We start from the raw sequence: 14,016 nt of genomic DNA, 5'->3' as shown, positions 1-14,016 counted from the left end.
TCCCCTTGTTAACTCAAACTGTCGGGAAAATCAGGTCCAGAGACTGGCATGATTCTTCCCATCCTGCGCGTTCGTAAATGCCTTGTTGTAAAAACGCCTCCAGATGCGGCCAGAGGGCTATCGCTTTATCCAGCAATGGGTCACTGCCTTTTGCATATGCCCCTACGCTGACCAGATCACGGTTACGCTGGAAGCTGGAAAGTAATTGTTTGAAATGACGCACTTGCGCGTAGTGTGTCTCAGAAATCAGTGATGTCATAGCCCGGCTGATTGACGCTTCAATATCAATCGCCGGGTAGTGCCCGGATTCGGCCAGCCGGCGGGATAACACAATATGTCCGTCAAGAATGGCACGCGCGGAGTCTGCAATCGGATCCTGCTGGTCATCGCCTTCGGTCAATACGGTATAGAAAGCGGTAATAGAACCCCCGCCGTCGATGCCGTTCCCGGCGCGTTCAACCAGTGCCGGTAATTTGGCAAAAACGGAAGGTGGGTATCCCTTGGTCGCCGGGGGTTCACCAATAGCGAGGGCAATTTCACGCTGTGCCATGGCATAACGGGTCAGTGAATCCATGATGAGCAGAACATGCTGGCCACGGTCACGAAAATCTTCTGCTATCCGGGTGGCGTAGGCGGCACCCTGCATACGTAATAATGGGGAGACATCGGCTGGCGCAGCAATCACAACTGACCTGGCCCGGCCTTCAGCGCCAAGAATGTTTTCAATAAAGTCTTTAACTTCACGGCCACGTTCGCCAATCAGCCCTACCACAATGACATCGGCCTGGGTGTAACGCGCCATCATGCCAAGCAGTACGCTTTTCCCCACCCCGGAGCCGGCGAATAAGCCCATGCGTTGGCCACGCCCCACAGTCAGTAATGCATTGATAGCCCGGACACCGACATCAAGCACATGGTCGATAGCAGTACGTTGTAGTGGGTTAAATGGTTGGGTTATCAGTGCGCCGGTAAACCCGGTTTCTGGCGAAGGCAGACCATCAAGTGGCCGCCCACTGCCGTCCAGCACACGGCCAAGCAGGGCAGGGCCAAGGGGGAGTTGTTTGCCGCTATGTAATCCGTCACCTGTCAGTGTGCGGGCGTAGACGCGTGCGCCAGGTAAAATACCTTCAACTTCTTCAAGCGGCATTAAGAATAATTTATGGCCGTTGAAACCGACCACTTCGCTTTCCACTTCGGTGGTGCCCAGGTTATCCTGGCGTTCAATGATACAAGTGGCACCCAGTGGGAGCTGCAGCCCGGTGGCTTCCAGAACTAATCCGGTCGCGCGGGTTAACCTGCCATAGCGGCGTACTTTGGGTAGTTGTGCAATCCGTGCTTCCACGTTATCCAGGGTGTTAAGCCAGCGTGTCAGTCGGGCAGTCATCACAATACTCCGGGCGCCGCAAGGCGACACAATTCTTGCCAACGTGTGGCGACGCTGGCGTCTAAATCGCCCTCGTCCGTAGAGACTTTACAACCTCCCGGGTGAAGGCTCGGGTCGGCGCGTAAACGCCAGCCATGTAGATTAAGTGTAGCACCCACCATTTCTTCAATACGTTGCAGGTCGTCTGGGTGAACGCGCAAAATCGGTTTACCACTGAACATGGGCTCTTGTTGCAGCAAGGATTGAATCTGCTTAATCAGCGCACTGTTATCCACTACCGGCATCTGCCCGATAACCTGGCGTGCCGCTTCCAGTGCGAGTTGCATCAACCGGGATGCAATTACGCTGTCGAGGGCATCCAGCGTGTTCTGGAATTCGCTGACCAGTTGCTGCATCTGCGCTTTAATTGGCTCCTGTTGTTGCAGCGCCTGATCCATTCCCGCCTGCTGGCCCTGGGCCAGGCCTTCCTGGTGCCCCTGTTGGAAACCTTGTTGTTTGCCTTCAGCGTAACCGGCATTAAAACCTTGCTCACGCGCGGCATCGCGCATCATTGCCATTATCTCTTCTGGCGAAGGTTCCTGAGGTTGAACAGGTTCGCTGACCGGTTCATTTTCAGTAACCGGTTTCGGCTTACGCTTTTTTTCCGCCACCAGGCTTTCAAAGACTGCGGCTGGAGGGTTGAGGTCATCTGGCATCCATACTTGCCAACTCGGTTGAGGCTTAGACATAGGCATCGTCTCCGCTGCCTATTACCATCTCGCCAGATTCGGCCAGGCGGCGAACAATAAGCAGAATCGCTTTCTGCTCGTTTTCCACCTGAGACAGACGAACTGGCCCACGGTTGGCCAGATCATCGCGCAGAATATCGGCAGCACGTTGCGACATGTTGCGCAGGAATTTTTCCCGCAATGGCTGTTCGGAGCCTTTCAGTGCGATAAGCAGCGATTCGGATTCCACTTCCTGCAGCAAACGCTGGATACTGCGGTCGTCCACTTCCACCAGATTTTCGAACAGGAACATTTCGTCGATAATTTTCTGTGCCAGTTCGCCATCGAATTCGCGAACTGCCCCAATGACAGCTTCTTCGTGCTGGGTTTTCATCAGGTTGATAATTTCTGCTGCTGTTCTCACGCCGCCCATTTTGCTGCGCTTGAGGTTCTGCCCGTCGAGCAGGCTATTGAGTACCTCAGTCAGTTCAGCCAGTGCGGCAGGCTGTACGCCACCAAAGGTGGCGATACGCAGCATGACATCATGGCGCATACGCTCGTCGAACAGGGCAAGAATATCGGCTGCCTGGCCGCGTTTGAGGTGTACCAGAATGGTGGCGATAATCTGCGGATGCTCGTCGCGAATCAGATCGGCTGCACTCTGTGGTTCCATAAAGTTCAGTGTTTCGATGCCGGAAGCCGTATCACGGGTTTCCAGAATATCTTCCAGCAGGCTGCTTGCGCGTTCTTCGCCCAGCGCTTTGACCAGCACAGAGCGCAGGTAGTCGTTGGTGTTGATGCTCAGAGCGGCAAACTGTTCCGCGTTGGATTCAAACTCCTTCAATACTTCAGTTAACTGCGAATTTGAGACCTGACGCATGTTCGCCATCGCGGCACTTAAGTGTTGTACTTCCCGCGCAGAGAGGTGCTTGAACACCTCAGCCGCACGGTCTTCACCAATGGTCATCAGCAAGATGGCGCTTTTTTCAGTACCGGTCATATCACTCATAGTTCATTCCCCATCCACTGACGGATAACAAGGGCCACCACTCGTGGATCGTTATCGGACATTTCGCGAATACGTTGACTCATTACTTCAGCACTCAGGCGCTGATTATTGCGGCGCTGAGACTGTTGCTCATCTTTACTGAGGGTAACCGTGACTGATTTATCCTCTTCTTCAAGCTGACGGGCACGTTCTTGCGCAGCTTTAATCGCTTCCTGACGGCGCACGACATGTGGCCGTACCATTTTACGCCACAGAATCCATGCAATCAGAGCAATCAGCAGCCAGCGACCAGCTTCCAGACATTGGTTAATAAAGGCTGGTGTTTTCCAGAACGGAATATTATCCGCACTGTTGTCTGGTGCCGTGAATGGCGAGTTAACTACGTTAACGGTATCGCCACGTTTGGCGGAGTAACCCATTGCTTCGCGGGTCAGATCCTCGATTTGCTTCAGTTGCTCAGCAGTCAGTGGCAATGATTTGCCATCTGCGGCTGTTTTATAGTTTACGACGACAGCAACAGACAAGCGTTGAATATCACCAATATTCATTTTGGTGTGCAGGATGGTGCGGTCAACTTCGTAATTCGTGGTTTCATCATGAGTGGTATTACTTGGCACAACCTGGTTATTGGTTGATGCTGTTTGACCATTCTGTGCATTCGTCTGCGCATTCGCGCCGGTCTGACCAGCCTGTTGCGTATTTTGCGCATTATTCTGTGTCGCGATAGGCGCACTATTGGCAGGCGCTGGCTGGTTAGACAAAGCGCCAGGTACACCGCCCACAGATGAACCACCCAACTGTACGTTGTTATTCAATTGCTGAGAACGAATCGCTTGTTGTGCCGGATTCGTGTTCGGACCGTATTGCTCCTGAGTCTGTTCTTTGGCATTGAAATCAATTTGAGCAGAAACCTGAGCATGAACATTACCGGTACCAACGATTGGACCAAGGATAGCTTCAATTCGTTGTTGAACACGGCTTTCAACTTCACTGGCATATTTTAACTGTTCATCATTCAGACCCCGGCCAGAGGTGTCTGAACGGGTCAATAAATGCCCTGCCTGGTCAACAATAGTGACATTGCCTGGCGGCATACCGGCAACAGCACTGGAAACGATATGAACGATAGCATTAATTTGCCCATCGTCCAGCGCACGTCCGGGTTCGAGGTTTAATGTGACTGACGCAGAGGGGGATTTTTGTTCGCGAACAAATAAAGATGGTTTTGGCATGGCAAGGTGGATACGGGCGCTTTTCACCGGGCCAAGTGTTTCAATAGTGCGTGCCAGTTCGCCTTCAAGGGCGCGCTGGTAGTTGATTTGTTCACTGAACTGGCTGATGCCAAATTTCTCGTTGTCCAGCAACTCAAATCCGACAGCACCACCTCTGGGTAAGCCTTGCTGAGCCAGGCGTAACCGCAAGTCGTACACTTTATCTTCTGGCACCAGAATCGCAGAACCATTATCCGCAAAGCGGTAAGGGACATTCATCTGGGTTAACTGTGTAATGATGGCTCCGCCATCTTCGTTGGAAACGTTACTGAATAAGACACTGTAGTTCGTGGTTTTTGCCCATAAAATCAATGCAACCACAATCGCGATAGCGGTACTCGCTGCAACAATCAAGGGGAGCCTTGGATTGGCACGCAGGCGGTTAAGCCATTCGAGAGGTTTGGCTTGCGGCGATTGAGTGGAGGTTGTGGCATTCATTGCTCGCCTCTCTTCTCAGCGGTGTCAAAGTTATTCGAGTAATAAAACAAAGCAAACTCCCGGGTCGGCAACACGACAAAAGTTCCACAATAATGGCTATGTTATTATTTGCGTTTATGGGGAATTCGATGCCTCAATAAGCTGAACTTTTTGACGTTATTTAGCGCTTTTATCTTCAGGCTCTCATGTTAGTCTTGCCAACACTCATAAAGGTAATCAGGAGTCAGTCATGGCAATTCAGGGCATCGAAAGCGTATTGCAGCAGCTTCAGGCCACTGCCATCGCCGCGGAAAACAAAGATGTGGACACCACGGCACAAAACGGTGGCGTCAGTTTTGCTGGTGAATTGAAGTCTGCGCTGGACCGTATCAGTGACACACAGAATGCCGCCCGCGCTCAGTATCAAAAATTTGAGTTGGGTACGCCAGGCGTGGCACTGAATGACGTGATGGTGGATGCGCAAAAAGCCAATATTTCTTTGCAAATGGGCGTTCAGGTGCGTAACAAGCTGGTGTCAGCCTACCAGGATATCATGTCCATGCAGGTGTAGTATTCAGCGATACCGGCATAGCATATCGGGCAGGTGCAACACGCATGGTGGCTGTTACCTTCCCGGTATTTTATTCGTCTTATGTCAATGCCTCTTCTGCATATTTAATCTGTTATAGCACCAGATGCAAAGTTATCATCCCTGTCGTAGAAGTCCTCTTTGCACTCCCAGTGAAACACACACAAACTCTGTATCTTCCCCCATTTACTGGCTTATCTGTTTGAAAAGAAACCCTGCTGGATAATTTCATCGAGTGCTAAGCTTATTTTAAGTTTATTGCGTCACTCTCTACACACAATAAGAGCATGATGAGGCACGACAATGTTACGGACATTCTGGCATTACCTTGGTGAAACACAGCCCCGGTTATTGCGGGTAATACATATTTTGATAGCTGTTCTGGTTGTAGCGCAAATAATAAACAGCAATGCGACTCAGCTAGATGCAATAACTGATGTGAGTGCCGGGTTACTGGTATTTTTATCTACCTGGATGCACATTATTGCCGGTTCCATACTGGTGATTCTGGGGTTTGCAATACTGTTTTATGTCCTGGCGCTGCGCGGTTTTCGCTATTATTTTGCCTGGCTGCTGGGCGATTTTTCCGGAATTATTGCAGATTTACGCACCCTGGCGAAATTTCGTCTGCCTGAGACAGCTCCAGGAGGGATACCCGCCACTGTTCAGGGGTTAGGCATAGGTGCGTTGTTGTTAGTGGCGCTGTCTGGTGCTACTGGCGTGGCGCTGTATCTGATGGGGTACACTGTTGGCTTCAATGTCATCCACTGGCATAAATTTTTAACCGGCCTGATAGAGGTCTATATCTTTGCTCATGGTGCGATGGGGTTACTGCATTTTGGCCTGCGCCAGTTTATGCCAGTAAAACGTGAATAACGCGTGGCGGTAAGAGTGTGGTTAGGCTGCAGGCTGGTATCCGTTGCAGGTTAGTGCCAGAATACACGCACTCTCTTTTATGTGGGAAATATGATGAAAAAAATCACACTGTTACCCGCTATCGCTGCACTTATGCTTGCCGGTTGCGTTCAGGTTGATGATTATACCAAAGTGGTTAAAGCCCCCGCGCCCCAGTGGCTGGTGGGCTACTGGCAGTCTGAAGGGCCGCAGTCTGAAATGGTAAGCCCGGAAGCGATTGCCAGCCTGGTTGTGACACGCGATGGCGATACCCTGGACTGCCGCCAGTGGCAACGGGTGATAGCTGAGCCCGGCAAGCTGATGCAGCGGGATGATGCTCTGTATAACGTTACGCAGAAACGCGATGTTTATTCTGTGAAACAGAATGGTGAGCAACTGGATTATGCGGGTATGAAGCTAAAACGTGTGGCTAAACCCACTGTTGAGTGCCAGGCCGCTATGAAAAAACTGGCGCAGTTTGAAGTGCTGAGTGTGAAGTAAAGAGGGTAATAAACACACCGGTCAGAAAGTGCTGGGTAGTGGGAACCTGGTGGCAATCAAGAATAAAGGCGCACAATGCGCCTTTATTTATATTTGAATGCTGCCGTTCTTATAAACCATCATGACGGTTACTGATTCAGGTTGGTTGGAATAAGAATATCATGAGAAAACTTACCATAAGTGTTGGCAATTGACTTTTGGGTACCCGTCTGGCCAATCAGCTTACGCAGTTCTGTCATTCTTTCTTGCAGCAAGCCTTTTAACTGGGCTTCATTCTCCAGAATTTTATGCAACAACTGGCGAGCCTCTTCGACTTGTCGGGTTTGCTCCAACGGGATCGGGTTTTTAGCAATGTTTTCTACCAGCTTAACGTAACTGACTTCATGTTCAATCAACTCATCCCACTTTCCTTCATGGGCGAGATTGAGCATGGCTTTGCTCAGGCCATATAAATTATGCCAGAGAGTAAGGGATGAGTTGATGGTGTTCATTAGCTGGCACCCTGAAGTGATTGATAGGTCGGTTTTACTTGCTTCCATGCATCAGCAATATTAGTCAGTAAGCGCTCAACTTCTTCAATGGCAGCGATATCATTATGCAAATTTGCATGCAAAAGACGACGAACCATATACTCATAAAGGGCGATAAGGTTATTGGTCAGCTCATCTTCTTCACTCGTATCGAGAGAAGTTTTAAGACCCGAATCAATAATGTTTATTGCATGAGATAATGCTTTTCCTTTATCAGGGATAGCGCCTTGTTCCATAAAAAGCTTTGCTCTGACAAGGGCACTAAGGGCACCATCAAAGAGCATGACAATAAGCTGGTGTGGGCTGGCACTCATCACCGCGCTTTCAAGGCTAACCTTCTGGTACGCCTTTGCACCAGTATTGTTATACATACGGAGCGCCTCTATATATCTTAACCGTTAGATGAAGAACTGAACTGGCTGGTCAGATAACTTGATGTTGAAGATAACTGACTCATGAGGGTATCCAGCGCTGTAAATTGGGACTTATAGTTCGCCATAGTTGCATCGATCTGATTTTGTACTTCAGTGTACTTGTCATTCAGCGTTTTCAGTGTGGCATTAATACTGTCTTCTGCGTTCTGAATAATCCCTGAATTACCTGTGGCTGTACTCAACATACTGGTCAGCGTGTTACCCATCTGGGTAGCAAATCCGGTGGTTTTACCGTCACCAATAAAATAGTTCATTACGCCACTGGGGTCATTGGTCAATGCAGTATTTAGCGTGGTGCTGTCCACGTTTAACTTGCCTGTAGTGGGGTCCTGTGTGATGCCCAGTTGTGCCATGATGGCATAAGACCCACCACTTTGAACGTTAGTTAATAATCCACGCAACTGGTTCTGAATTGCACGGACGTTACCATCACCGACCAGAGGGCCATTACTGGATGACTGGCTGGATGAGCCGGCGGCAACAGCAGTGTACTGTGTCATGCTGGATAAAGTACTTTGCACGTTATTGTACGCAGTGACCCAGTTATTAATTGCGGCGGCGTTTTGATCTGTGGCACGGCTAATTGCCAGCGTTTCATCGGCGGTACTGACCGATTTCAAATTCAACGTTACACCCGGAAGCGCATCGGAGATAGTATTGCTGGAACGCTGGATAGAAACGCCGTTCAGGGTAACAATGGCGTCCTGTGCCGCAGTCTGAACGGACATTCCATTGCTGGATGACGTAGAGTCATAACCAATAGCCGATTGCAATGTACTGTCTCCAGTCACACTTACAGTCATTGCAGAGTTAGCCCCCGTGGTATTGGAGGTCAGCATCAGACGGTAATCAGTGTCACTGGCCTTCACCACTGTGGCTGTTACCCCGCCATTGGCTTTATTAATCGCACTGGCGATACCTGAAAGCGTGGTATCGGAATCTGCTAATGTCACAGTCAGCGGCGTAGATGAGCTTGCCTGAGAAATCGTAATCGTACGTGTTCCACCGGTAGTCGCGCCAAGTTGTGACGTCTGGCTGGAAAAACTCCCGCTCATCAACACCTGAGCAGTGGCCAGTTGCTTCACATTCATTGTGTAATTGCCCGTTGTCGCACTGCTGCTGGTGGTCGCAGAAAATGCGGTATTGCTACTGGTTACACTGGTTGCATTCCAGTCAGATGCCGTTGACAGTGCGGTGGTCGCTGTTTGCAGACTCGACAACGCACTCTGAATTTGTCCATATGCGCTCAACTTTGTCGTAAACAACGTTTTCTGATCCGAAATTGGAGTTAATTTCGTTTCTTCCGCCGTTTGCAGGTTGTTGTACAGGGTTGTCAGATCCAGCCCTGAACCAACCCCCAGATTACTAAGCAAACTACTACTGGCTGTAGTGGTTGTCATTGGTCTTTTCCTTCATAGCAATGGATTGCAATGGTCGTCCTGACTCATATCGGCATCTGACACTAAAAGTTTATATGAGGAGATAAAAAATAATCCGTTGAATAGAAGTCAGTGATGGGGGTTTATGGCGGGATTGCTTTTAGAGGCCAGGGAAATGGAAAACAATTTATATTAATGAAAGAAAAATATCATGTTCTGCCACGGGTTTTTTTTATATTTGATTTAAGGGAATCAGGCTGAATAACGTTAATATCAAATGTATGCAAAAATAGATGTTTAATTTCAATAAGATAATTTTTTTTGAACTAATTTTCTAAAGTTGCTGGCAGGTGCGCCGATACCCAAAGTGACGGTGAGAGACGCCGCAAGTGTTAGGCACCGAACCTAGACCCAATTTCATGAAGGAAAATAATTATGGCAGTCATCAATACTAACCTGATGTCATTGACTACTCAGAACAACCTGAATAAATCTCAGTCTGCTCTGAGCACCGCTATCGAGCGTCTGTCTTCTGGTCTGCGTATCAACAGCGCAAAAGACGATGCAGCTGGTGAAGCAATTGCTAACCGCTTCCAGTCTAACATCAACGGCCTGACTCAGGCTTCTCGTAATGCTAACGATGGTATTTCTATCGCCCAGACCGCAGAAGGTTCACTGGACGAAATAAACAACAACTTGCAGCGTATCCGTGAGCTGGCTGTTCAGGCACAGAACGGCACAAACTCAGCGTCTGATATCGACTCCATTCAGTCTGAAGTTAACCAACGTCTGGCTGAAATCAACCGTGTTGCTGGTCAAACTCAGTTTAACGGCATCAACGTTCTGGCAAGCACCTCTTCTGCAACCACTATCAGCATCCAGGTTGGTGCAAACGATGGTCAGACCATCGGGATCACCATCAACGCTAACAGCGGCTGGAACAAACTGGCTGGCCAGACTGTGGGCTCTGAAACCACAGCAGCAGGTACCACTAACGCAACGATCACCAGCCGTTCTGTCGCAATCTACAGCGGTGGCTTCGACGTTCTGTCTTCTACCGTACTGTCCAGCATCGACAACGCCATTAAAGCAGTGGATAACCAGCGTTCAGACCTGGGTGCGGTTCAGAACCGTCTGGATTCTACCATCACTAACCTGAACGATACTGTTACCAACCTGAGCGCTGCTCAGTCTCGTATCCAGGATGCAGACTACGCAACGGAAGTGTCCAACATGAGCCGTGCACAGATTCTGCAACAGGCAGGTACCAACGTACTGACTAAAGCCAACCAGGTTCCTCAGAGCGCCCTGTCTCTGCTGCAATAATCGCTTTAGTGTCAGGAATACAAAAACCAGCCTTCGGGCTGGTTTTTTTTGTTTTTGTTATTGATGAAATAAAACGAATTAAAGGAAATTTCACCCCTTTCTCACCCCATTAACAACGAGGGTTGCGGGTAAAGTAACAAGGTAATTCCCTCTGCTAAGGATAATGACGTGCAAACAGCTGTTCAACACAGGGAGTCTATCCCGGACCTTACACTCGCGATGGCTACACCTGATTATATCGGCTCGATGGCCTGGTTGTATGGTTTTGATGCAGTGATGCCGGTGCAGGCAAGGGTGCTCGAGTTGGGATGTGGTGACGGGGAGTGGTTAGCGTTGCAGGCTTCTCGCTGGCCTGAAGCTACATGGTCGGGAATAGAGTTACTGTCTGAAAATAAGCAAGACGGTCAAAGCAGCAGAATGGCGCAGGGCACAGGAAACCTGGCGTTATGCAGTGCAACGCTTGAGCAATTACTCAATACCGATATCGGGCAGTATGATTATATTATTGTACATAATACATTCAGTATGCTCAGCAATCATAAGCTGGAATGTGTGCTGCAATATTGCCAGGAACGTCTCTCAGAACAAGGGTTAATCGCCCTGGCCTGGGCGTGTAACCCGGGGGCAAAAAACCGCGAAGTATTGCGCGATGCAGTACAAATGCATGCGGCGATGGCCGGTAGTCTGGAACAGCAAATAGATTGCGTTCACGGCATGTTGTCCTGGTTTTCGTTAACTAATGAAGGTCAGGCGACGACACCTCTGGCGTCAGCCGCACTACAGGAATCAGATAATCTCTCCGATGCATTGCTGACTGAACGCTATTTGCTTGGGCAGAATGAAGGTCAGTATTTAATTGAATTTAATGGCAAAATTAATGCACTGGGGTTGGGGTATGTAGGTGATCTTAATCCCTGGACTGAACTGCCAGAGCACTATAGTTCTCGCATCAGCCAGATGCTGTCTACTATTTGCCCTGAGCCAAACAAAATCCTGAGCCAACAGTACCTGGACTTTGCAACGAACCGCGGTACCCGTTTCAGCTTGTTGGGGCACCAGGCTCGTACCGAAAATTTATCTGTTTTCCCGGATAAAGCTAAATTAGGTGAGATGGAATGGGCAGGCAGTTTCCGCCGTATTATGGAAGATATGAACGCCTGTAATGCGGTTCGTATTCATGACGGTACACCGATAACCATTACGGATGACAATACGTTATCTGTGATGGATGTATTGGGGGAAGCGTGGCCATTCAGCCTGAGTTTTCAACGGATTCTGTCCCTGACCCATATTCCTGATCTCCCTGAAGATGATCCGGGGATAATGGACGCAAACCATCTGTTACGTTCATTGTCTGCGTTATTTGAAAAAGGCGTGCCTGGCTTGCAATTCAGGCGGAAAGGGTTTTTACCGCCGATAAGTGTGGATGCAGACCAGATTATTCCTTTCTCCGGATGGCAGTGTGACGTACCTACTAATATCTGGAATGAACCTGTTTCCCTGACAGGGGAAGAGCGTGCCTTTCTCGAACAGGGTGATTACACCGTGTCAGCAAATAGTGTGGCATTGCATGATCAGCTTTGTTTTAAAGGGTTGATGCAGGCAGAACCGTTTGCGTGGCAACGTTATCTGCAGGCCCAACTCTTTGTTGCTGATGATGAGCTGAAATCGCGTTTGATATTCCCGCTGATTGTTTTTTCTGCCTCGGAAGATATTGGCGGCTTTCAGAGTAAGACCCAGCAGCAACTGGCAAAACGTTACCCGCGTCACTCAGAGCCTGATATGACCCCGGTGGCAGAAACCGTGCAGAAGAAAGCGCGGGACCTGTATATTGCCGGTGAGTTTGCTAAAGCGGAAAGTCTTTATCTGTCCCAGGTTGCATCATTCCCCAATAAAGTTCATGCCCATTATTTATTGGCAAACTTTTATGTTCGTACCAGTAATCGGGAGCCAGGGCTGGCTGCAATGTATAATACGCTTGTCTGGCAATCTCAGAGCTGGAAAGTTTATTATGAACTGGCAACGCTCTATTATCTTCGTCAATATTTCTGGCTATGCGGTAAGGTCTGCAGAGCAGTGTTGCGATGCGATCCTGAAAATGCGTTCACCTGGGATTTACTGGCGCGCTTGCATACTCTGGCATCACAAACTAAACGGGCAGAGTACTGCTATGTTAAGGCCTGTGACCTTGAAAAACATAGTGAGATGATTTTATCAAACCGCGCCTCATTATTGAGCGATAACCTGCGCAGTGAGGAAGCACTGGGATTATTGCGTCAGGCTTTAACTATCAATAAATTCAGTTTTAATATCTGGTCGGCAATGTTGTTTGATTTAACCCACAACATGAATATCACTCCTGACGCACTTTTTGCCGAGCATGTTAAGTTCGCAAAATGTGTCAATGAGTGGATCCGCAAACAGAATTACCAAAGATATAAACACCATAATCATCCGCAACATGAACGGTTGCGCATTGGTTTTGTGTCAGGAGATTTATGCCACCACCCGGTATCCAACTTTTTGTTGCCTGTGTGGGAAGGCCTTGATCGTCGTCGGTTTGATATTTATGGATATAACACCTCGGGGAAAAATGACAGCGTCACTGCACGGTTTCGTCAATCGGCGCATGCGTTTCGGGAAGTTATCCAAAAAAGTCTTATCGAACTTGCAGAGATGATCAAACAGGATGAAATCGACATCCTGATAGATTTGTCCGGCCATACAGCGCATAACCGGCTAACGACATTTGCTTTACGGCCCGCGCCTGTTCAGATGGCCTGGATTGGCTACCCGGGAACCACCGGGTTGTCTGAAATTGACTATCGAATCATCAGCCCTGGCCTTGCGCCAAAAGGGCTGCTTGAGCCGCAATTTTCAGAAAAATTGTTATATGTCTCACTGCCGCGTCAGTTCACCCCTGAACCAGATTGTCCGGATGTCACACCGCTACCTGCGTTGACTAATGGTTATTTCACTTTCGCCAGTTTTAACCGTCCGATGAAAATCAGCCAGGCGGTTGTTGCTCAGTGGGCAAAAGTGCTGCATGCCGTTCCCACTGCCAAAATGCTGATTGGGTTTATGGCAAACCGTGACATGGTCGAGGCCTTCACCAGGCGCTTCGCCGATGAGGGAATTGATGCCAGTAGGTTGATGTTCCGTGAAACGCAGCCGCTGAAAGATTTCCTTGTGATGCACAAAGAGGTGGACCTGTTGCTTGATGCTTTCCCTTACACCGGGGGAACAACTACTAACCATGCGGCATGGATGGGTGTACCAACGATTACCCTTGCCGGGCAAACTATGGCATCACGCCAGGGTGTGGACATTATGAATGGCTATGGCCTTGGTGATTTTGTTGCTCAGTCGCTGGACGATTATGTCGCGTGTGCCGTGAAGTGGGCCTCACGCCCTGAGGCATTAAGCACAATTCGCCGTGAGTTGCGTGGCAGGGTGCTGGCTGATTTACAACAACAACATGACACCGCTGAAGTTTTTGCCCGCATGCTGACAAAAGTGTGGCAAATCTGGACTGACGGTGAACCTGTACAGTCGTTTACCCTGGGTGAATAACT

12 protein-coding genes are annotated in these 14,016 nt (G+C 49.1%); 5 read left to right on the top strand and 7 right to left on the bottom strand.

All coding sequences use genetic code 11. The features are described 5' to 3' along the window. Positions 1-13: 13 nt before the first annotated feature. The 4 genes from fliI to fliF are packed head-to-tail and all read right to left on the bottom strand — an operon-like array spanning position 14 to position 4,809. Positions 14-1,384 carry a flagellar protein export ATPase FliI gene (fliI, locus tag MPHASIOC01_RS08190; protein ID WP_064594339.1) on the bottom strand — a complete coding sequence of 457 codons (1,371 nt, stop codon included), beginning with the start codon at positions 1,382-1,384 and terminating at the stop codon, positions 14-16. After that, entirely contained in the window at positions 1,384-2,112 is a 729-nt protein-coding gene (gene fliH / locus MPHASIOC01_RS08185) for a flagellar assembly protein FliH (protein WP_064594335.1), read from the bottom strand. The genes fliI and fliH overlap by 1 nt, the downstream gene beginning before the upstream one ends. Beyond that, positions 2,105-3,100, bottom strand: a complete 996-nt coding sequence (fliG, locus tag MPHASIOC01_RS08180; RefSeq protein ID WP_064594329.1) for a flagellar motor switch protein FliG — start codon at positions 3,098-3,100, stop codon at positions 2,105-2,107. The genes fliH and fliG overlap by 8 nt, the downstream gene beginning before the upstream one ends. Next, a complete protein-coding gene (fliF, locus tag MPHASIOC01_RS08175; RefSeq protein WP_353614324.1) occupies positions 3,097-4,809 on the bottom strand; it encodes a flagellar basal-body MS-ring/collar protein FliF in 1,713 nt (570 codons plus the stop codon). The genes fliG and fliF overlap by 4 nt, the downstream gene beginning before the upstream one ends. Positions 4,810-5,038: 229 nt before the next feature. Between fliF and fliE the strand changes: the two genes are divergently transcribed. From fliE to yedD, 3 genes are all read left to right on the top strand, one after another. Further along, complete coding sequence (gene fliE / locus MPHASIOC01_RS08170) at positions 5,039-5,359, top strand: flagellar hook-basal body complex protein FliE (protein ID WP_064594323.1); 321 nt, start codon at positions 5,039-5,041, stop codon at positions 5,357-5,359. A 321-nt stretch (positions 5,360-5,680) separates the two neighbouring features. Next, positions 5,681-6,253: a cytochrome b/b6 domain-containing protein gene (locus tag MPHASIOC01_RS08165; protein ID WP_064594317.1), complete on the top strand. Its 573-nt coding sequence runs from the start codon at positions 5,681-5,683 to the stop codon at positions 6,251-6,253. A 93-nt stretch (positions 6,254-6,346) separates the two neighbouring features. After that, complete coding sequence (yedD, locus tag MPHASIOC01_RS08160; protein ID WP_353614912.1) at positions 6,347-6,772, top strand: lipoprotein YedD; 426 nt, start codon at positions 6,347-6,349, stop codon at positions 6,770-6,772. A 128-nt stretch (positions 6,773-6,900) separates the two neighbouring features. On the opposite strand, the gene fliT is transcribed toward yedD, so the two are convergent. Genes fliT through fliD form a run of 3 tightly spaced genes read right to left on the bottom strand, consistent with a single transcriptional unit; the run spans position 6,901 to position 9,136 of the window. Next, entirely contained in the window at positions 6,901-7,263 is a 363-nt protein-coding gene (fliT, locus tag MPHASIOC01_RS08155) for a flagella biosynthesis regulatory protein FliT (protein ID WP_353614323.1), read from the bottom strand. Then, positions 7,263-7,673, bottom strand: a complete 411-nt coding sequence (fliS, locus tag MPHASIOC01_RS08150) for a flagellar export chaperone FliS (protein ID WP_353614322.1) — start codon at positions 7,671-7,673, stop codon at positions 7,263-7,265. The genes fliT and fliS overlap by 1 nt, the downstream gene beginning before the upstream one ends. Positions 7,674-7,693: 20 nt before the next feature. Continuing rightward, a complete protein-coding gene (gene fliD, locus MPHASIOC01_RS08145; RefSeq protein WP_353614321.1) occupies positions 7,694-9,136 on the bottom strand; it encodes a flagellar filament capping protein FliD in 1,443 nt (480 codons plus the stop codon). A gap of 414 nt (positions 9,137-9,550) precedes the next feature. Between fliD and MPHASIOC01_RS08140 the strand changes: the two genes are divergently transcribed. After that, positions 9,551-10,441, top strand: coding sequence for a flagellin (locus MPHASIOC01_RS08140; RefSeq protein WP_353614320.1), 891 nt, complete (start codon positions 9,551-9,553; stop codon positions 10,439-10,441). Positions 10,442-10,609: 168 nt separating this feature from the next. Further along, the gene (locus tag MPHASIOC01_RS08135) at positions 10,610-14,014 is read left to right on the top strand and encodes a methyltransferase regulatory domain-containing protein (RefSeq protein ID WP_353614319.1); all 3,405 of its coding nucleotides are present in this window, start codon (positions 10,610-10,612) and stop codon (positions 14,012-14,014) included. The last annotated feature ends 2 nt before the right edge of the window (positions 14,015-14,016 follow it).

The organism is Mangrovibacter phragmitis (genome assembly GCF_040429585.1).
GTDB lineage: Bacteria > Pseudomonadota > Gammaproteobacteria > Enterobacterales > Enterobacteriaceae > Mangrovibacter > Mangrovibacter phragmitis.
Note: the sequence above shows the minus strand (reverse complement) of the source record. Positions and strands in the feature narration are given on the sequence as shown.

Bases quoted from the DNA above. Each gene is read 5' to 3' on its own strand.
- fliI (WP_064594339.1), bottom strand. From the start codon at position 1,384: ATGACTGCCCGACTGACACGCTGGCTTAACACCCTGGATAACGTGGAA.
- fliH (WP_064594335.1), bottom strand. From the start codon at position 2,112: ATGTCTAAGCCTCAACCGAGTTGGCAAGTATGGATGCCAGATGACCTC.
- fliG (WP_064594329.1), bottom strand. From the start codon at position 3,100: ATGAGTGATATGACCGGTACTGAAAAAAGCGCCATCTTGCTGATGACC.
- fliF (WP_353614324.1), bottom strand. From the start codon at position 4,809: ATGAATGCCACAACCTCCACTCAATCGCCGCAAGCCAAACCTCTCGAA.
- fliE (WP_064594323.1), top strand. From the start codon at position 5,039: ATGGCAATTCAGGGCATCGAAAGCGTATTGCAGCAGCTTCAGGCCACT.
- MPHASIOC01_RS08165 (WP_064594317.1), top strand. From the start codon at position 5,681: ATGTTACGGACATTCTGGCATTACCTTGGTGAAACACAGCCCCGGTTA.
- yedD (WP_353614912.1), top strand. From the start codon at position 6,347: ATGAAAAAAATCACACTGTTACCCGCTATCGCTGCACTTATGCTTGCC.
- fliT (WP_353614323.1), bottom strand. From the start codon at position 7,263: ATGAACACCATCAACTCATCCCTTACTCTCTGGCATAATTTATATGGC.
- fliS (WP_353614322.1), bottom strand. From the start codon at position 7,673: ATGTATAACAATACTGGTGCAAAGGCGTACCAGAAGGTTAGCCTTGAA.
- fliD (WP_353614321.1), bottom strand. From the start codon at position 9,136: ATGACAACCACTACAGCCAGTAGTAGTTTGCTTAGTAATCTGGGGGTT.
- MPHASIOC01_RS08140 (WP_353614320.1), top strand. From the start codon at position 9,551: ATGGCAGTCATCAATACTAACCTGATGTCATTGACTACTCAGAACAAC.